The following is a 17629-nucleotide window of genomic DNA, read 5'->3' as shown; positions in this document are numbered from 1 at the left end:
GTAACTCGTCCAAGGATATACAATTAAACAACATCTCAAGTTATCTTAGTCGTAATAAGTTGGCCAGCTTCATTAATAGTAACTTTCCATTTCACTCCACTAGCAGTCTTCATGATTATACCTTTACTTGCCTCTATTTCAATATCTCCAAACATTCTTCCACCAGTTGTCGCTAACCAAGCGTTCCCGTTTTCCATAGAAGACCTTGCAAAAATACGATTAATTCGAAAACGCTTATGATCTTGAGAATAACCACTTAATGTAATTCTAACTTTATATAACTGACTCGCCTTCATATTCGATATAATTGTATCGCCAACATTTAATGGAACATCCAACGCGATAACCCAACTTCCAGTTGCGCTTAATGCATATTCAATTTTAATTTTCTTTGCGCTCTCTCCCCACCCAAAATACATTCCAAAACAATTTAACATTTGTATTGGTTTTTTCGTAAAATCCAGTTCAATTACAACTGGATTACTATCTGGAACGTCAATATAGTTTACACTTTGTTCATCTATTAAATTAAAGCAATTTGCGAGATTCCCCCCGTAAGGCACTTTCCCACTTACTTGCTTAATCGTATACTTCTGCTGAGCATTTACTAAAATATCATCTTGATTCCCTATTAAATGTGGTTTATTTAACGTAATCGGTAACTGAATTCGAAGAGATTCTTCATAGGTAGACTTACAAACATTGTATTGTCCTTTATCTACAATAGTTGTAGAAAGTAAATTTGAAAAAAGGTAGTTACGATGCGAATTAGAAGAAAATTCAATGACAATCTGTTCACTACTCATCCGGTACGTATCCCAAATCATACAATCAAATGTATTATACGCACCTGAGCAACGAATTGCTTTTTTCGTTTGTTGTCTACATTGCACTTGAATATCATGAAACGTATTTCCTGAACTTTCATTTGGCAAATCACTATTTCCATCTACTTCAATCCCATACACACATCCATCAATAAATATTGATTGAAATACATTGGCGTTAATCCAGCAAGGTGTATTGATATCATCTATATACTCTGTTTTCAAATATATTGCAGTTTGAAAGTTTTTAATTTGAATAAATTTAACTTGAAAGAAACTAATATAATCCCATGCCTTTTGACAATAAAAATGTATAGCTTTTCCTTTATACGATGGAGTTGTATTTATTATATTTATATTTGATATAACAGATTGATTAGGTACTTCGATTTGTTGTGAACCAGAAACATAAATAACAGCAGATTGAAACAATGAATTTATAACTTGAATAGTACCACCAACTATCGAAGCGTTACTTTGTAGCTCAAATGCATTAAAATCCCCATCAATTTGCAGCGTTACGGTAGGATCTAACTCTAATCTTACGTTTGATTTAATAACAATCGGCTTTACAATTTTGTACGTATTTACCCCTGTAATTCTAACCGTCGAAATTCGATTCGCTACACAATAATCAATAGCTTGCTGAATTGCTAATGAGCTATCATTTCCCGAGTTTGGAACTGCGCCAAAACAATCAATGTGAACGCTATTTTCTGGCGCACAATCTTCTTGGGAAGAAATATATTCTGACAAAATAAATTCACTCCTCATATTACCTTTTTTCATATAATATGTGAGTTCTCTCTTAAAAGTTTCTATAATAAAAAAAACAAACGACCTACCCGGTCATTTGTTTAACTCATATATATTTTTCGTTTCTTCTATCATTTTAGTTAAAGAGAAATACCTCACTGCTTTCTCTCGTGCTTTCAATCTAATATCATTTACCCTTTCTTCATTCCCTTGTAGTTCTTCAAGTGCACTTGCGAATTCAGATTCGCAATATTCAGATATCAAAATACCTGATTCTCCATCTATTACCGCTTCATGTATTCCGCCAACATCTATTGAAACAATTGGTGTCCCTGTAGCCATCGCTTCAATTACTACCATTGGAAACACTTCACGAAAAGATAATAAAAGTAAGGCATCCATATTCCCTATAAACTCATGCGGCTCTGAAATATTCCCTAGCATCTTCACCCTTTGCCGCAATCCATATTTTTCTATTTCTTTCATAATCGATTCTTTCTCTGGTCCATCACCAGCAATATAAAACATAAAATCATTTCTCTTTTTCAACACATTTGCAATTTTGACAAATAGTTGATGGTTTTTCTCTTTGGATAATCTAGCTAATATCCCTATTTTATATGTAGATTCTTTCTTCTTCTGCTGGAATAAAAACTTTTCAATATCGACACCGTTATAAATTGTATTTATTTTTTCTTCTGCTACATGAATTGAAATTAAATTATTCTTTTCAAACTCACTTACTGTAATAATATTGTTTACATATTTATTCATGAAATAACGAAAAAGCGTTGGCATTTTCTTTTCTAATATCGTTACATTATGTTTCGTATAAACAATTTTCATCTTTTTTTTAATAAACTTTTGAATTAGAAAAGCATATAATACCATTCGCAAACTATTTGCATGAATAAGTTCTATCTTTCGTTTACAAATTTCGTTTCGTAAATAATAAAGATTTCTCAAATGATTCCATCGACTAAGTAATATAAAATTTTCTTTTCTAGTAAGAGATTCATATAGTTCTCCATCACCTGCAGCTGTATAAATCTTAAAATCATCATAACGCAAATTACTTTCCAATTTACAGAAATAGCTCTCGGCTCCGCCAGTTATCAATTTATCTGTCATCAACAGTATATTCATAATTGCGTCTTCCCAACTACATTGATTTTATTTTTTTTATAAGCATGATAAGCATACTTACTAAAATAGTAAAAAATTTGCACCGAATTCAGTCGTTCTTGTTCCCTTAACAATTTCCAATACCGAAAAGCTGCTCTAATTTTATTTCTAGAAACAGAATTTGTAACAATTCTATATTTTGCTAACACTTGCTGTATCCCTTTTGCTTCATACCCTTCATGTAATAAGTTCAGCCATAACGCTGTATCTTCCGGCTGTATACTAGGCATTTCGACATACGGAATTTTTTTACGATCAATCATCACTGTTAAACACCCGATAATTGTATTTCCTACTAAATAATGATAGTCAACAGATTTTGGTACACTCACTTCGCAATTTAGTTCATTACCATTTTCATCAATTAAACTATACGACGCATATGAAAAAGCTATATTCATTTCTTCCATAAATAACAATTGTGTCTTCAATTTATGCGGCAACCATATATCATCACTATCTAAAAAGGCAATATACCTTCCTCTTGCCTCTTGGATCGCTAAATTCCGAGCTTTAGCAGCACCAACATTTTCTTTTAATGATAATAACCTAATTCGTGAGTCTCCTTCTATTATCTCTTTAATTTTTGCGGCAGATTGGTCGGTTGAACCGTCATCAATGATAATCATTTCCCAGTTTTCATACGATTGATTCTGTACAGATAAAATTGTCTCACCTATAAATCGTATACTATTATAAGAAGGTGTTATTACAGAAACATAAGGCGGCTCGTTATGTGCTGATAGACATTTTACCATCTATCTTTCCCCTTCCTTCATATATTGAAATATACTTCACAACAACTGCTAAAAATAAAAAGAACGCTTCGTTAATAATGAGTGACAATGACATCATCTGAAATAAAAATGCAATCATAGTCAATAGAAGATATGGTTTTTCACGAAACAAAGTATGCTGCGCTAGCTTGAACATTAATATGAATAAAAACGCGCTATATAGAAGAAAACCAATTGTACCCGATTCAGACAAAATTTCTAAAAATGTATTGTGTACATATAATTTTTCATTAAATTGATACTCATAATAATTCGAAAAGTTAAAAGCACCGATTCCGATATATGGATTGGATAAATAATATTTAAAAGCAGCTTCCCATAATGTAAATCTACCACTTCCATTATCATGGGAAAAATCAGAAATTCGTTTATTTAATATGTCATCTAATTGGCCCCCCATTACACTATTCGATAAACTAAAAATAACTACACTAAACAATACTAAACTCATAATTATTTTTATTTTTTTAGCGAAACTAGACATACATATATATACAAAAACGACAAGCACAAGCGCTAATATCCCCCCTCTTGAAAAGGTTAATAAACTCGTCGTAACACATAAAATTAACCCTAGGATGTTAGTAATATTTTGTAAATTCGTCATATAGTACATAAAAAATATTGTATTATAGAAAATAAAAATGTTAGGATCATCTAGCAATCCAATTAACCGTGGATATCCTCTATCAACTAATAACCCGGCAAAAATTTCTCTCTCTTCTCCACCGTATAAACTAAAGTATTGTAAACCGATTATATAGAGTATTAGACTTACTACATTAAATACTACTCCTACATAAGCAATAGATGATTCAAGTACCACTATTTCAGTATTTCCCAATAAATTCCTCATTATAAAATAGCATCCTAAAACAAGTAGCACGCCAAAAATCATACGAATACTAGCATTTAAATACATAGAAAGAATTCCACTCAAACAATAAATGAAATAAAACAGTAAAAATATAACTTCATGAAAATATAACTTTTGAATATGAAAGTCTTTAATTGTTAAACAAAAATATATGACTAAAAAAATCATATATATTTTCAATGAAAATCCAATATATAAATTGTATTTACTTAACATAACAAATAATATTAGAAGAATAATCCATCCCATCGATACTTTCATATTATTTTCCATAGGCTATATCCCCTGTTTCGTAATATAATCCTTTTTGCGTATTTTTCTTATAAAAGAAAGAAGAAGTTTTTTTAGCTCATAATCATATAGGAATATGACAGCTACTACAATTAGTATATTAAGAACAAGCGCAATTAAATGATATGTATGCAATATATATTGAACTCCAATAAAGGTTACACCAAAATAAATTGTATACGGTATTACAATTTGGAATACAATTTTTTTCTTCACTACACTTACCGCTATATATCCCACTAAAGCGACTATTTCAAATAAAACCATAGCGTATGCCGATCCTATCACTCCACCAAGACTACTAAAGCTATAAAGCATAACCCCACCTATCACCAATGCTACACACTGCACAACAGTTCTCTTATTTTGACATCCACTCGTCGTTAAACCGTCAGCAATAGCAATATTTAAACTTTGTAGCACAATAAGAAATGATAATATTTGGAGTGGCTCTACTGCATTGCTCCATTCTTCATGAAAAAATATAGAAATAAAGTATGGTGCTAAATGATATAAACCGATCGTCATACATATTCCTACAATCGCCATTGATTTAATTTGAAGCAAATTTAATTTCGTATGCTCTTCTATATTATTCTGGTTATAATGCTTAAAGAGCACTGGAAAAAATGCACCTGCAATTACCCCTGGTACTTGATATAAAGCTGCCGGCATCCGGTACGCCACTGCAAAAACACCTACCATACTTAATGGCAATGTATAGTTAAGCAAGATAGGTGCTAATTGTGGCGTACTCATTATTAAAAAACCGCTAATAATAAAGGGAGTTAATTGCCAAAATAAAGCTTTATGAATTACGACTTTCATATTCATTTTCGTCTTTCTTCTCATGATATATATACTGAATAAACCACCGATCATATACCCAAAAGCATATAAGCGAGCCGTTACATACACCGGTAACTCTCCGAAAATACAAAAACATGTAATTATAATGACAACCGATGCTGATACAACTTTAATGAGCGCTATATACTTCATACGTTCCGTCAGTTGAAAATAGGCAATTCCTATGTTTTGCCAAGTTAATCCTATTAACATGAAAAACATTACGTTTATCATCATATAAATTAAATTTTTATCCGCATACATATAATGAATAACAATATAACCGATTATAGAAATAAGAATAAGTAGAATCATCCTTATTTTTATATACGATGATAAAATCTTCTCTAAATCTGCTCCATCCTTTGCCCCTTCTCGAAGAAACGTATTACTAAGTCCTAAGTCTGTAAAAAATAACATAACAAACGTCACTGCTATGGCAACACTAAACATCCCATAATGTTGTGCGTTAAAAAAGTTTGCTAAAACAATTAAACTGACGGCCTGAAGAAGGTTAGCTAAAATCGTACTATAAAATAGATGGATAATATTGTTTAGAATAGATCTACCCATACAAGTTCTCCTTTGCAAGTAACCTACTTACATATGTTGTTTGTTTACATATATATTTATCTTGCACCATTACCGTTCAATACAATTAAAACGGTTTTACATAAAATACGGATGTCCAGCCGAAATGTTTTCATTTCAATATACTCCATGTCCAGCCTCAACTTTTCCTTTGGATCAAGATTATATCCTCCATTTATTTGTGCCCATCCTGTTAATCCTGGTTTTACCATTAAACGATCCTTAAATTCTGGAATAAACGTATCAAACTCATTATAAAAAAACTCTCTCTCTGGTCTAGGGCCTACAAAAGACATATCTCCTCTTAAAATATTTAAAAGTTGTGGTAATTCATCAATTCTCGTTTTTCTTATAAACAATCCAACTTTTGTAATTCTTGAATCATGTTCTTTTGCCCATTGTGGGCCATTTATTTCAGCATCCTTTACCATTGATCTTAATTTAAATACATTAAACTTCTTCCCGTTTATACCTAAACGTTCTTGAAAGTAAATTGGAGCCCCTGATGTTTCTAAAGTAATCATAATACAAAAGAACAACATAATTGGTATCGTTAATAGTAACAATATGATTGAAAATATAATATCAAACAAGCGTTTTACACTTCGATTCAATATGCTAGGCTTTTCTTGAGCCGGAATCGTATACAACTTGGCTTGATTTGTTTCACGAATCATGGATCGTTACCCCCACATTCAAGAATATAAAATTATACCTATTAATTCACATTCTTTCCTATTTATATCCGCTATTACTTTTTGCACTGTACGTAGTGAATCTTTTCGCTTTTTAACTGCTAAGACCATTCCATCGCATTTCTCTGCAATAATGTGCGTAGCAGGAAGATCAAATACTTCAGAAGAATAAAAGAAAATGTAATCAAAGTCTTCTTTCCACTTAGCAATCGCATTATCAAATTCATCCATAGCAACTAAGGGCGTCCCTGTGTGTACTGTTTTTTTTGCAGGAATACAATATAAGTATTTAGACAAATTACTAGAAAAAGATTCATAATTGCAGGGGAAAGAGCTTATTATATCGTTTACGGTTATCATGTGATCACTTTGTAATAATACATGTAATTTAGGGTCAGAAAAATTCACATCAATAAGTAACACCTTTTTCTTCATTTCTGCAAACACTAGACCCATATTTACTATAAGTGAGGCAACAACCCCTCTGTCCTTCGTTGAACTAACTGTGAATAGTTGTTTTCCAGATTTTTTCAGCTTGTGATACACCGTATAAAACTGCTCTTTCATCAAATCATCATGCAAATCGAATGGCAGCTGTTTCTTTGTTCTAAACATCGACATGTTCACCTCGATATATAGATGATTGTTTATCAATCTCTGTAGATTTCTGTTTTCTATTCGGTTTCACATTTATGTGACCAATAACAGAGACTGTTGTTATTTTCTCTAAATCTTGTTCCGTGTATATACGTTCATCAAAATAATCTCGAAATACAGCTAAACCTATCCCAACAAAAAAACTAACAATTAAAGAAATAGGAATGATCAGTTGAAATTTCGGAAACAATTTTTCAGCCTGTTCCTGTAACTCAGGATCCGTCAACACTTTCACACCTTGTACATTTGTGTACTGTTGAAAACTTTGTTGTGATTGCTCTGCCAATGTCTTTACAATGTCTTTCACGACTTTCGGATTAGAATCTTTTACTGTAACAGTTACAATTTGTGAATTGTCCGTATTCACTACCGAGATTTTTTGTGCTAATTCATAACTTGATTGCTCTAATTTCAAAGTTTTTTTGACTGTTGAAATAATTAATGGGCTTTTTAAAATATCAACATACGATGTTACTAGTTGCTTATTTTCTTGTGTTTTATTTGTTGAATTTTCCTTATTAAACTCATCTAAATTCCCAACAAGAATTTGCGTTGAATATTGATATGACGGCTTTAAAACATACATAGAGATAAGAACTAAAGAAGCGGTTAAACAACACATCGTTAAAATAATCGTTACGAATCTTCTTTTCAATAATTGTTGAAAATCTTTTATACTCATTTCTTGCTTCAATTATTTCACCGCCCTTTTCTGAATAACATCCTGCAAGTCACTCTTTACAGATACCCCTCTCTTCTTTCTATCCACTTGTTTTGTTACATACTTTCCGACTCTGAATGCAAATTTTTCTACATATATATACGAAAGTATTGCAAGTATAAACGAAAATATAAGTGAAAAAATTAAAATAATAGGCAACGGTAATATTTCATGGAACATGTATATAAGGGAAAACAACGATATAATATGGTATAAATAAAGACTGTAAGAAATCTTCCCCAAATATAACAAGTATTTATTGCGTAGCAAGGATGACAAAGTTGATATTGACAAACTTAATATGACAAATAGACTTGCACTTATCGCCACTACGTAGTCTCGAAATATAAAATTATTGAGTACTTTAATTTCTCCAATAAGTCCTTCATACATAAAAAGTAAAATCGCAAATAAAAACCATGCAATTTTCGTGTTTTTAGTACAATTACTATAAAAAACTATTAAATTATTTTTATACTTCGCAACTAGTGCCCCCAATAAAAACAGCACCGTATAATGCAACGTTAATGCATAGCTTGTTAATGTTAAGCCCGAGCGAAACAAAAATAATATTACGACAGAACATATACTAAAACTAAACAATAATAGTAATGAACACCTTAACGTTTTTCGTAAACAAATCATCAAAATTAACGGAAAAATTATTGATATTCGCATTTCATGGACAAGTGACCAAATCACACCGTTATATGCATCTGTATTATATTTCCCAACCAATAAAATATGTTGCGCTATTAAGCTTGGAGAACTTTCAATCGTCCATGAGCGATTAAACCATTCACTTAAATAAGAAATACCATATTCACTAATTGTAGCCTGGCATATAATAGCTATAATTATTGCCACAATATAAGGAATATATATTCTGCATATACGTTTTAAAAGGTATGCCCCATAGCTACTATAGGTTTTTTGAATAGATTCATACAAAACAAATCCGCTCAAAACAAAAAAGATAATAACAGATTCGTTACCACTACTAAAAATAAGACGAGCAGGCGTTTCTTTTAATAGATACACAACAAATGGTTTATTATCTTCATAACTGTAATTTTGAAATGCTGAAAAAATCATTAAATGATGACCGATCATTACTATTAATGAAGAAATCCCTCTTATAGAATCCAATTCTTCGTATCTCTTCATCTTTTTACATCAACTCCTAATGAAATGATAATAATCATTTCAAAGCGACATCTTTATTCATATTCCTCTCCTTTCTTTTCATTCCAATTTTTCATATTAAAATGATTTTATAGTATAAATTTGAGTGTATTGTAACATTTTTTGTAATATTATGAATAGCGAATCTCAAAAATTGGTATATACCAATTTCAACCTCGAAAAATGAGTAATATTGATAGAAAAACACTATAAAAATTTCTTGCATATTTACAAAATTAAAGAGATGAATAGCGTTTTTTCAATATAAAATAAAAAAGATAGCCTATATAGGCTATCTTTTTTTATTTTATTTAATTACTGGCACCACTATATGCTACATGTCGTTTCTCAATTCTCTCTTCAATTTCTTTCATATTTTCTTTATTATTTAATAGTGATTGTTTATTTTCAATTAATAATTGTTTAAAAGATTTTCTCACTTTTTTTCTCATTTTCATTGTCCTCCTTGGGGGATGGTTTATATAAAAGATAAAGAATTATCTGTGTGTCCTTATAATAATTGATTGTTGTGAATTCTATTTGAACTTCATATGAAAATTCCGTTTATTTTCTGACAACTTTGTGAACACGAAAAAAAGACTCTCTAAAACTATGTTGAAATTAATTCACTTCATTATAAAAATTACTATTCCCATCAACTTTTATCATTATATCTTGTCGAAACATTTATATATTTAAAATTGAGTTCGACATAATTTTATTTACTATAATACTGTTTACAAAAACAAAAAGAAGGTGTCACCAAGTCAAATTTCGACTTATGCAACATCCCTCTTTCCAAACTATTTATAGCATATTTATTAATATTTCAGGTCTTCCCCAATTCATTTCTTCACAAACAAATCTAAGTTTTTCTTCATCCATTGTGTGTAATCCCTCTTCTAGTATACATGAAATTGGAACTTCACAGTGAATTTGTGCTAATTGCAACGAAATATTTAAGTTCTCTAAATCACTTTCAATCTTCGTACGCTGCGCTTTTGTTAATGATTCTACATTTTCTAGTACAGCGGATACTGTTCCGTGCTCTTGAATAAGCTTATACGCTGTTTTTTCACCGATACCTTTTACACCTGGATAATTATCACTTGTATCTCCCATGAAAGCTTTTGCATGGACGATTTGCCAAGGCTCTACACCTTTTTCTTCCATGATTTTCTCCGGTGTGTAATATTCGTAATTTCCAATTCCTTTACGCAGAAGCATAACCGTAACGTTCTTATCAACAAGTTGAAGTAAATCTGTATCACCAGTTAAAATATAAACTTCAGCTTCATTGCAGTATTGTTTTGCAAGCGTACCGATACAATCGTCCGCTTCGTAGCCTTTCATACCGATAACTGGAATGGATAATTTCGCAGTCATTTCTTGCACTAAATCAAATTGAGGAATTAATTCTTCTGGTGGCGCTGCACGATTTGCTTTATAATTCGAGAACGATTCTGTTCTAAATGTCGTACTTCCCATATCCCAGCATGTAACGATATGTGTTGGTTCAATCGCTTGCGTAGCTGTTAACAAGTGTTTCATATAACCATGAATCCCATTCGTAGGGGTTCCATCTTGTCGTTTCATAAATTGTCCGTAGACACTTGTTGCGTAAAAAGCACGAAATAATAGTGCCATACCATCAACTAATAATACTTTTTTCATAATTCCTCTCCTATTAAAAAAATAATAACCTCACGTTATCACGTAAGGTTATATAAATAGATTACCATTCTACGTTTTTGCTCAACTTTGTCTATTATACATTGTTTTTGTATATTTAGCACCATTAACACATTAAGACGTTCTACTACAACAAGTATGCAATATGCCTGAATACGTATTTTTTCCAGTAGAAACAACGACAGCCTTTGCACTTCCACTAACGATATGTGAACCTTTAAAACATACATTTTCAAGCTCAAGTGGATTATAATCTTTCATCCGTTTTAATGGAATAAATCGTTTACGTTCAAGGTGATAGCAGCTTTCAAACTTCTCTATACTCGCTTCGTTTCCCGTTAACACAGACTCATTCACTAATAAATCATCTGCATAAATAATACGTACATCAGCTGGCACAGCATCTCCAGCCGAAAGAAAAATCATATCTCCAGGTACAAGTTCTTGCACTGGTATCTCCATCATTTTCAGTTCACTATTTAGCCCTGTACTACTAGAACATTCTACTCTAGATACAGTAATCGTTTCACGTTGTAATTCATCACACACACGTTGTTTTGAAAAACCTGGAATCATGCCACCAAGCTTCATCATTACTTCTGCAAGAATTGCTCTTTTTGAAGTTAGTTCATTTCGGCCATATACTTGAATACGTTTTTGCGCCTCTTTCATTGATAGTCCGTCTCTTGTTGTTTTAAAATATGCAAATACAGATTTTACATCTCTTGTTGCAATTTCAATTAATAAATCTTTATTTTTTTGGAGCATTGTTTGTTCTTTTATTGATTTTTTATTTAGTTTATATGACGTGTTACCCACAGTTTTGTTTGCATATAACATATTATCGTCTCCTCCTTTACAACATAGGAAGAAACGCTTTGTTTCTCAATTTATCCACTTTACTGTGAAAGTGTCTAGCGCTTTATAAACGCTACATTGTGATAAATATAGAGGGAGGAACAAATCGTTTCCTGCCTACATCATATATTTTTGATTTGAAGTATATGGGTAACGGAACCGAGTCAGAATTTGACATGCTCCTCACCTCCTCGTTTAATTTTATAGTTTATACTATGAAATTACTCATAGCTTGGTAACAAAAAAGACCCCTACCCTTAAGAGAGTAGTGGCCATTACATACACAAATAAACGATTTCTAATATAATTAGAAATCTACGGACCTCTCCCTCACCGAGTTTTAGCACTGTATAGCATAGGTACATTACCAGCTACGTTAAGAAAAACCTTAATTCGATCATTCCTGTTGACCCATTGGCGTCTCTCGACATTTTTGGGCAGTAGCATTTCTCTATACAGGAGCCTCACCTAACAGAGACTTATTTTCATTACATTGAAAATGTTACTCTTATTTAAAATAGATGTCAACAGTAGCCTACAATTTTTTCAAAAGGTATGGCAAACTAACGTATATAAAGTGAAACTTTAATCAGTGGGGGTTTTGTTCATCCCCCACTGATTATTAGCCCTCACCAATCGGGCTGCCCGGCAAATAGCGGGATAAAATAAAAAACTTTACGTTTAAACGTAAAGTTTTTAATAAGTTATACAACCAGCGATTACAATCCCAATCGAAAGCGATAAAAACATAAGAAAAAGACCGACTGCTTGATTATCTTCTTCGAGACTTTTGTTTATATTAAAGCGTGGTGTAAGCCACTCAGCTAAATAAAAGACGATAATTTGAGCCAAAATCCCAACTGCTCCCCACGAAATCATATCAAGAAGTGAAATTGAATTAGCTGCTGTCGAATATAAAACAACAGCTAACCCAAGTAATCGTCCTCCAAGCACATAGCTTACCGCCTTATTTCCTTGAGCCATTAACTTAAATTCCTTTACTTTCGTTGTCACTTCCATCAAGAACAGACCTATACATAAAAGGCCGAGTGTTACTGCTAAATATAATAAAAAATTAATCATTTTTTCCCCTCCTTTTTATACCTACCGGTAAATAGTACGATTCATTTCCTGTAATCTTTTCTCCCGCACGAATACCGATACTACTCGCTTTTCCAGCAATTAAAAACGAACCAAACACATATGACAGTTTCTCGATCCCTTTTTCTGTTTCCAAGGATACGACTGGCAGTTCGGTATACTTTTGAAATATCGGCAGTGACGCTTTATACGTTTCCTGTGCATTTTGAAGCATAATATTTTCGTCTTTATCGCGAATCGTAATTGTATCTCCTTCTCTCCCAAATGAAGGTTTTTGAACGAAAGAACCTTTTCCTAAAAATAAATCTGGTTCTAAATATGTAGGTAACATATATTCTTTAATCCACTGTTGTTCCTCATTTGTATAAAAGACCTCTTCTTCTGCTAACCCCCAAATAAGACACTGAATTGATTTTGGCTGAAGTAAAAATGCTGACAAAGGATTTATTATAAAAAGCTTTCCGGCTTTTACAAGTTGTAACAGTTCCACACCTACCAAATCTCCTGTTTCAGGATCTTGATCCTCAATTAAATCTTCTATCGGATATGTTTGGCGATATAAAACATCAATCTTCGCCCCATCTTTATCGACTAGAGCATCCTTTGTAATTCTAAGTTCTGACATTGGCACTACTTTATTTTCAACATGGCATAGCTGACTTAAATACATAGTGGTATTCCAATCCTCGATATGTTCATGATGTGCTGTAAAAACAACATTTGGATTATCTAATCCCTTTGTCGCTTCCATTACTGCTTTCGTTACACCAGAAGATAGCAATCGTTCTTGATCCGAGTTTGGATCATCATAGCCTAGATTTTCACATACTTTCCCATTCATTTGAAAACATTCCACAATAAAAGTTGGTGTATCACTATTAAACTCAAGCATTTTGATTTTATTATCCTCTGTTACAGCAAAATCAAATCGCGAAATTACAGATTCAGGATAAATCCCTTTCATTCTAATGAATGATAAACTCGCGGATGGAAAGCCAAGATCTAGAAGCTGTTCGTCACTTAAATTACGCAGCAGTCTAGCAGTCTTAAAAAATATTTTCCCCATTCGTTCAGTCGCTAAGTGTAATTGGTCCAAAGTCTGATTTGTTATAGAAAAAACATGAAACAAACTATACTCACATTCATATAAATCCGACCAAAAATTCGGATATTTTAAATAAAATTCTTTTCGATCCCTTATGTATTGCGACATATTTTAGCCCCCAAATCCTCCCTTTGAACCGCTTCCAATTCCACCTTTAAATTCAGCAGACGATTGATACGATTTAAATGCCGATGAATTTTTAAAAGTGGATTTATTTTGATAGTATCGCCCACCATAGAAATAATGCCCACGATAACCTGAACTACTATCATCACACTGCCATACCCCAAGTTCATCATCCCAATCCCAATCAGAACAACTATTATCATTCGGTTTTGGGGGAAGATCTTGTGCGCAGCCAAATAAAGTGCCAGTCATTAAAGACGTTACGACACCACCTACTAGCCATTTCGTTTTTGTCACCTTCGCACTCCCCTTTTTAAATTCTATTCCTATTATATAGGATGGCATGATAAAGTAGAAGAAAAAGGAAGAAGAGGGATTAAATGCGCTTAGAATATCGACTTAATGATGAAACGAAAGGGTATCCTGCTTTATGGAACTACGCCAATATTTCTAATTCTGAAATTATCGCACGCATGACTTGTGAATATTTTATTAAAGAGAAAAATACTTATGTTGTTACTGCAACTTCGGTTGATCCAGACGGAACAGCGGTTATTTATATTCAAAAAGAAGTTTTCGCCAATGACCCTTCAGACCCTACATACTCCCACATCGGTTTTGAAATTAGAGAACTAAGTGAAACGAGTTCAAGCTTAGTAGATAGTCAAGATGTATGGAACTACGAAGAAATTTTACCATCTCTTCATTCAGATATTATATATATTCAGCGAGACGGCATGTCTATGGAATTCTCCTTGGATTCAAGAGAGATTGATGAAGACAGAAAGTGCTACATTTATTACGGAAACTTCACAGGTGAATCAAGATAATATTGATATATCTATGCAACAAAAAAACCTTACGTATAAAACGTAAGGTTTTTATATAGCCCCACATATGCCGTTCTCTCTAGATGTCCATAAACCTGCTCTCACAGGTGGATGCTCTCACAAATGTTTGTAACTTCCTTCTTAAAAAGATGGCATGTTAGCTACATTTAAATATTGAACTTCCATATTAAACTTATTGGTTTAAGACATGCATAAGCTACGTACACCGTAGGAATTTTATATAAGGTTAGTTGAAATAAGACCCCCGCACGTGCCGCTCCTCGTAAATGTCCAAAAACCCGCTACTCGCAGGTGGATGCCCTCACAGTTACCGTACATCTTCCTCCACAAGGAAGGCTTGATGATGGTCGCTAAATATTGAGCTTCCGTATAACTAACATCGGTTTTAGACATAAATAAGTTACGTACACCGCAGGATGTATTATTTACTTGTCGTTATATTATCACATTGTTTCCAATGTGTAAAATACAAAGTTTTTCGAGCAATCTCTTGCTTGTGACCTTATTTTAATACAAATTATTTTTGCATGCAAGTGATTAATCTTCTTCTTTTGCAATTTGATTTTCTGGATAAGAAATCCAATCACTCCAGCTACCTGCATACAATTTAACATTTTGGAATCCAGCCAATTTTAACGCAATGATATTTGGACATGCCGTAACACCAGAACCACAATATACAATGGTTTCCTTATCTTTCGACAGATTTTGGAATCGTTCTTGTTGCTCAGCTTCATTCTTAAATTGTCCTGATTGCAACATTCCATCCTTCCAAAAATAGTTTGTTGCTGTCGGAATATGTCCTGCTTTATGATCGACAAGTTCCTCTACACCAGCATAACGTTTTGGCTCTCTTGAATCAATTAACGTAACATCTGCACCTGCCTGGATATTCTCTCTTACTGTTTCCATCGATACAAGCATATGATCTTGTATGTTTGTTTTAAATGTTTTTCGTATAACAACAGGAATTTCCGTTGTTGTCGGTAGTCCATTCTCTTTCCAAACCGGGAAACCACCATCTAATATATATACTTTCTCATGTCCTACATAGTTACATAACCACCATAAACGAGCAGCATTTGCACCAGCTTGACTGTCATACGCAATTACTGTCGTATGTTCATCAATACCAACCTCCGAAAGCTTGTCCGCAAACTCTTCAATACTTGGCAACGGATGGCGGCCACCATGTTCTGCTATAGGACTTGATAAATCTAAATTCAAATCAAAATATAACGCATGAGGAATATGTTCTTCTTCATACTTTTCTCTACCCCAATTAGGATTCGCTAAATCAAAACGACAATCGATTACACGGACGTTCTCATCTTCTATATGCTCACGTAACCATTCGACTGTAACTATCATCTTTAACGACCTTCTTTCTCTTGTAAACGACTTACATACTCCATAACCATTTCTTCTGTAACATATTTACGCTGCAAGGTAACACCATTTTTTGCAAGATCATTAATTTGCTTTGTTACAACATTAATGACATCAACCGAAAATTCTTTCCCATTTGACGCAAGAGATACGGCTGCTTCAATAGCTGCTTCACGCTGCGCATCTAATTGTAAACATGCTTTTACACTTTCATTTTGTTTACGAGAATGTGCTGTAATTGCTTTATGTACTTCCATCTTCTCTTCCCCCTAAATAAGTTATACGTTCTAATTCAATTCCATTGCAAGCCGAATCATATCACGGCATACAATGCCATTTTCAATAATCTCTTCTTCATAATGCTTCGAAAAGTAATCAAAATCAATAGAAAAAATACGAAATCCACATTTTTGATATAAAGCAAGTTGTGAAACACTAGAATTGCCTGTACCAATTTCAAGTTTTGACATACCATATCCTTTAGCAGTTTCTACGGCATGCCTTAATAGCTTCTTCCCAATCCCTTTTCCTTGCAAATGCTCTGCAACCGCAATATTCATGATTTCCATCGTCTTCGGCCTTGTTTCCAAAAGAACATACACACCGATGATGCTGCCCCCTTGCTTTGCTACGTATGTTAACCCTCTTTGTACATATATAGCTATTTGCCGTTCACTTGGATCAGCAAGTAGCAATAAAGACTTCGGTATAGCCTCTTTTAAAATACGTTCTATTACAAAAGACATAAAAAATCCCCCCATCTCTATTGTTCTAAACCCTCCTTGTCTACCATAAATAATAGAAAGGAGGGATTCACCATGGACAACAATGAGAAAAAATGCAACGTCATCTCTATTGATGGAAAGAAGAAGAAAAGCGACACGTATTCCTATCCAAAATTAGTAGTTGAAAATAAAACATACGAATTTTCTTCATTCGTCTTATGCGGTGAAACACCAGATGGCAGACGACTCGTTCTTACTCATATGATTTCTACCGATGAATTTGCTGGATTTGTCAAATCTTTAGATACTGTACTGCAAAAGAAAATTGAACGAATCTTTTTCTCATAACGA

General features: G+C 33.0%; 20 protein-coding genes, 2 other RNA genes and 1 riboswitch. Of the genes, 2 read left to right on the top strand and 20 right to left on the bottom strand.

Annotated features, from left to right (window positions below; translation table 11 throughout):
- Positions 1 to 35: 35 nt before the first annotated feature.
- From H6481_RS05140 to H6481_RS05070, 15 genes are all read right to left on the bottom strand, one after another.
- Positions 36 to 1583 (bottom strand): hypothetical protein, encoded by a 1548-nt coding sequence (locus H6481_RS05140; protein ID WP_182811121.1) that lies wholly within the window; start codon positions 1581 to 1583, stop codon positions 36 to 38.
- 93 nt (positions 1584 to 1676) lie between these two features.
- Positions 1677 to 2729: a glycosyltransferase family 4 protein gene (locus tag H6481_RS05135; protein ID WP_098851917.1), complete on the bottom strand. Its 1053-nt coding sequence runs from the start codon at positions 2727 to 2729 to the stop codon at positions 1677 to 1679.
- Positions 2726 to 3526: a glycosyltransferase family 2 protein gene (locus H6481_RS05130; protein ID WP_182811119.1), complete on the bottom strand. Its 801-nt coding sequence runs from the start codon at positions 3524 to 3526 to the stop codon at positions 2726 to 2728. The genes H6481_RS05135 and H6481_RS05130 overlap by 4 nt, the downstream gene beginning before the upstream one ends.
- Entirely contained in the window at positions 3501 to 4715 is a 1215-nt protein-coding gene (locus H6481_RS05125) for an O-antigen ligase family protein (RefSeq protein ID WP_063546949.1), read from the bottom strand. Before H6481_RS05125 ends, H6481_RS05130 begins: the two co-directional genes overlap by 26 nt.
- Positions 4716 to 4718: 3 nt before the next feature.
- On the bottom strand, positions 4719 to 6155 hold the full coding sequence (locus tag H6481_RS05120) for an oligosaccharide flippase family protein (protein WP_063546948.1): 1437 nt from the start codon (positions 6153 to 6155) through the stop codon (positions 4719 to 4721).
- Positions 6156 to 6211: 56 nt separating this feature from the next.
- Positions 6212 to 6850 (bottom strand): sugar transferase, encoded by a 639-nt coding sequence (locus tag H6481_RS05115; protein ID WP_000617645.1) that lies wholly within the window; start codon positions 6848 to 6850, stop codon positions 6212 to 6214.
- Between the two features lie 18 nt (positions 6851 to 6868).
- Positions 6869 to 7489, bottom strand: coding sequence for a CpsD/CapB family tyrosine-protein kinase (locus H6481_RS05110; RefSeq protein WP_182811117.1), 621 nt, complete (start codon positions 7487 to 7489; stop codon positions 6869 to 6871).
- Positions 7476 to 8219, bottom strand: a complete 744-nt coding sequence (locus tag H6481_RS05105) for a Wzz/FepE/Etk N-terminal domain-containing protein (RefSeq protein ID WP_000807062.1) — start codon at positions 8217 to 8219, stop codon at positions 7476 to 7478. Before H6481_RS05105 ends, H6481_RS05110 begins: the two co-directional genes overlap by 14 nt.
- Positions 8220 to 9413 (bottom strand): acyltransferase, encoded by a 1194-nt coding sequence (locus tag H6481_RS05100; RefSeq protein ID WP_065482956.1) that lies wholly within the window; start codon positions 9411 to 9413, stop codon positions 8220 to 8222.
- Positions 9414 to 9742: 329 nt separating this feature from the next.
- Positions 9743 to 9883, bottom strand: a complete 141-nt coding sequence (locus tag H6481_RS05095; protein ID WP_001228048.1) for an FbpB family small basic protein — start codon at positions 9881 to 9883, stop codon at positions 9743 to 9745.
- A gap of 355 nt (positions 9884 to 10238) precedes the next feature.
- Positions 10239 to 11105, bottom strand: a complete 867-nt coding sequence (locus tag H6481_RS05090; protein WP_023521526.1) for a 5'-3' exonuclease — start codon at positions 11103 to 11105, stop codon at positions 10239 to 10241.
- A 132-nt stretch (positions 11106 to 11237) separates the two neighbouring features.
- On the bottom strand, positions 11238 to 11963 hold the full coding sequence (locus tag H6481_RS05085; protein ID WP_000964944.1) for a cation-transporting P-type ATPase: 726 nt from the start codon (positions 11961 to 11963) through the stop codon (positions 11238 to 11240).
- Between the two features lie 337 nt (positions 11964 to 12300).
- A riboswitch (M-box (ykoK) riboswitch) is annotated at positions 12301 to 12464 on the bottom strand.
- 213 nt (positions 12465 to 12677) lie between these two features.
- Positions 12678 to 13064, bottom strand: a complete 387-nt coding sequence (locus H6481_RS05080) for a DUF350 domain-containing protein (RefSeq protein ID WP_000606862.1) — start codon at positions 13062 to 13064, stop codon at positions 12678 to 12680.
- Positions 13057 to 14295: a glutathionylspermidine synthase family protein gene (locus H6481_RS05075; RefSeq protein WP_000084934.1), complete on the bottom strand. Its 1239-nt coding sequence runs from the start codon at positions 14293 to 14295 to the stop codon at positions 13057 to 13059. Before H6481_RS05075 ends, H6481_RS05080 begins: the two co-directional genes overlap by 8 nt.
- A 3-nt stretch (positions 14296 to 14298) precedes the next feature.
- Positions 14299 to 14610 carry a hypothetical protein gene (locus tag H6481_RS05070; RefSeq protein ID WP_000169030.1) on the bottom strand — a complete coding sequence of 104 codons (312 nt, stop codon included), beginning with the start codon at positions 14608 to 14610 and terminating at the stop codon, positions 14299 to 14301.
- Between the two features lie 83 nt (positions 14611 to 14693).
- Between H6481_RS05070 and H6481_RS05065 the strand changes: the two genes are divergently transcribed.
- On the top strand, positions 14694 to 15143 hold the full coding sequence (locus tag H6481_RS05065; protein WP_001235522.1) for a hypothetical protein: 450 nt from the start codon (positions 14694 to 14696) through the stop codon (positions 15141 to 15143).
- A gap of 54 nt (positions 15144 to 15197) precedes the next feature.
- Here H6481_RS05065 and ssrS (H6481_RS05060) read toward each other — a convergent pair.
- The 5 genes from ssrS (H6481_RS05060) to H6481_RS05040 form a co-directional block, all read right to left on the bottom strand.
- Positions 15198 to 15381: non-coding RNA, 6S RNA (gene ssrS / locus H6481_RS05060), on the bottom strand.
- A 21-nt stretch (positions 15382 to 15402) separates the two neighbouring features.
- A non-coding RNA gene (ssrS, locus tag H6481_RS05055) (6S RNA) lies at positions 15403 to 15585 on the bottom strand.
- 116 nt (positions 15586 to 15701) lie between these two features.
- On the bottom strand, positions 15702 to 16535 hold the full coding sequence (locus tag H6481_RS05050) for a sulfurtransferase (RefSeq protein WP_089170718.1): 834 nt from the start codon (positions 16533 to 16535) through the stop codon (positions 15702 to 15704).
- A gap of 2 nt (positions 16536 to 16537) precedes the next feature.
- Positions 16538 to 16810 (bottom strand): YpbS family protein, encoded by a 273-nt coding sequence (locus H6481_RS05045; RefSeq protein ID WP_000451820.1) that lies wholly within the window; start codon positions 16808 to 16810, stop codon positions 16538 to 16540.
- Positions 16811 to 16840: 30 nt separating this feature from the next.
- Positions 16841 to 17299: a GNAT family N-acetyltransferase gene (locus tag H6481_RS05040; RefSeq protein WP_000011410.1), complete on the bottom strand. Its 459-nt coding sequence runs from the start codon at positions 17297 to 17299 to the stop codon at positions 16841 to 16843.
- Positions 17300 to 17371: 72 nt separating this feature from the next.
- On the opposite strand from H6481_RS05040, the gene H6481_RS05035 reads away from it, so the two are divergent.
- A complete protein-coding gene (locus tag H6481_RS05035; RefSeq protein ID WP_000369740.1) occupies positions 17372 to 17626 on the top strand; it encodes a DUF3931 domain-containing protein in 255 nt (84 codons plus the stop codon).
- The last annotated feature ends 3 nt before the right edge of the window (positions 17627 to 17629 follow it).

The sequence above is a fragment of the Bacillus sp. ME78 genome, assembly GCF_903970865.1.
GTDB lineage: Bacteria > Bacillota > Bacilli > Bacillales > Bacillaceae_G > Bacillus_A > Bacillus_A cereus.
The sequence above is the reverse complement of the archived record's forward strand: the minus strand, read 5'-3'. Positions and strand labels throughout refer to the sequence as shown.

What these genes read in the sequence shown, in the direction of transcription:
- H6481_RS05135 (WP_098851917.1), bottom strand. Translation starts at nt 2,729, where the DNA reads ATGAATATACTGTTGATGACAGATAAATTGATAACTGGCGGAGCCGAG.
- H6481_RS05130 (WP_182811119.1), bottom strand. Translation starts at nt 3,526, where the DNA reads ATGGTAAAATGTCTATCAGCACATAACGAGCCGCCTTATGTTTCTGTA.
- H6481_RS05125 (WP_063546949.1), bottom strand. Translation starts at nt 4,715, where the DNA reads ATGGAAAATAATATGAAAGTATCGATGGGATGGATTATTCTTCTAATA.
- H6481_RS05120 (WP_063546948.1), bottom strand. Translation starts at nt 6,155, where the DNA reads ATGGGTAGATCTATTCTAAACAATATTATCCATCTATTTTATAGTACG.
- H6481_RS05115 (WP_000617645.1), bottom strand. Translation starts at nt 6,850, where the DNA reads ATGATTCGTGAAACAAATCAAGCCAAGTTGTATACGATTCCGGCTCAA.
- H6481_RS05110 (WP_182811117.1), bottom strand. Translation starts at nt 7,489, where the DNA reads ATGTCGATGTTTAGAACAAAGAAACAGCTGCCATTCGATTTGCATGAT.
- H6481_RS05100 (WP_065482956.1), bottom strand. Translation starts at nt 9,413, where the DNA reads ATGAAGAGATACGAAGAATTGGATTCTATAAGAGGGATTTCTTCATTA.
- H6481_RS05095 (WP_001228048.1), bottom strand. Translation starts at nt 9,883, where the DNA reads ATGAGAAAAAAAGTGAGAAAATCTTTTAAACAATTATTAATTGAAAAT.
- H6481_RS05090 (WP_023521526.1), bottom strand. Translation starts at nt 11,105, where the DNA reads ATGAAAAAAGTATTATTAGTTGATGGTATGGCACTATTATTTCGTGCT.
- H6481_RS05085 (WP_000964944.1), bottom strand. Translation starts at nt 11,963, where the DNA reads ATGTTATATGCAAACAAAACTGTGGGTAACACGTCATATAAACTAAAT.
- H6481_RS05080 (WP_000606862.1), bottom strand. Translation starts at nt 13,064, where the DNA reads ATGATTAATTTTTTATTATATTTAGCAGTAACACTCGGCCTTTTATGT.
- H6481_RS05075 (WP_000084934.1), bottom strand. Translation starts at nt 14,295, where the DNA reads ATGTCGCAATACATAAGGGATCGAAAAGAATTTTATTTAAAATATCCG.
- H6481_RS05065 (WP_001235522.1), top strand. Translation starts at nt 14,694, where the DNA reads ATGCGCTTAGAATATCGACTTAATGATGAAACGAAAGGGTATCCTGCT.
- H6481_RS05050 (WP_089170718.1), bottom strand. Translation starts at nt 16,535, where the DNA reads ATGATAGTTACAGTCGAATGGTTACGTGAGCATATAGAAGATGAGAAC.
- H6481_RS05045 (WP_000451820.1), bottom strand. Translation starts at nt 16,810, where the DNA reads ATGGAAGTACATAAAGCAATTACAGCACATTCTCGTAAACAAAATGAA.
- H6481_RS05040 (WP_000011410.1), bottom strand. Translation starts at nt 17,299, where the DNA reads ATGTCTTTTGTAATAGAACGTATTTTAAAAGAGGCTATACCGAAGTCT.
- H6481_RS05035 (WP_000369740.1), top strand. Translation starts at nt 17,372, where the DNA reads ATGGACAACAATGAGAAAAAATGCAACGTCATCTCTATTGATGGAAAG.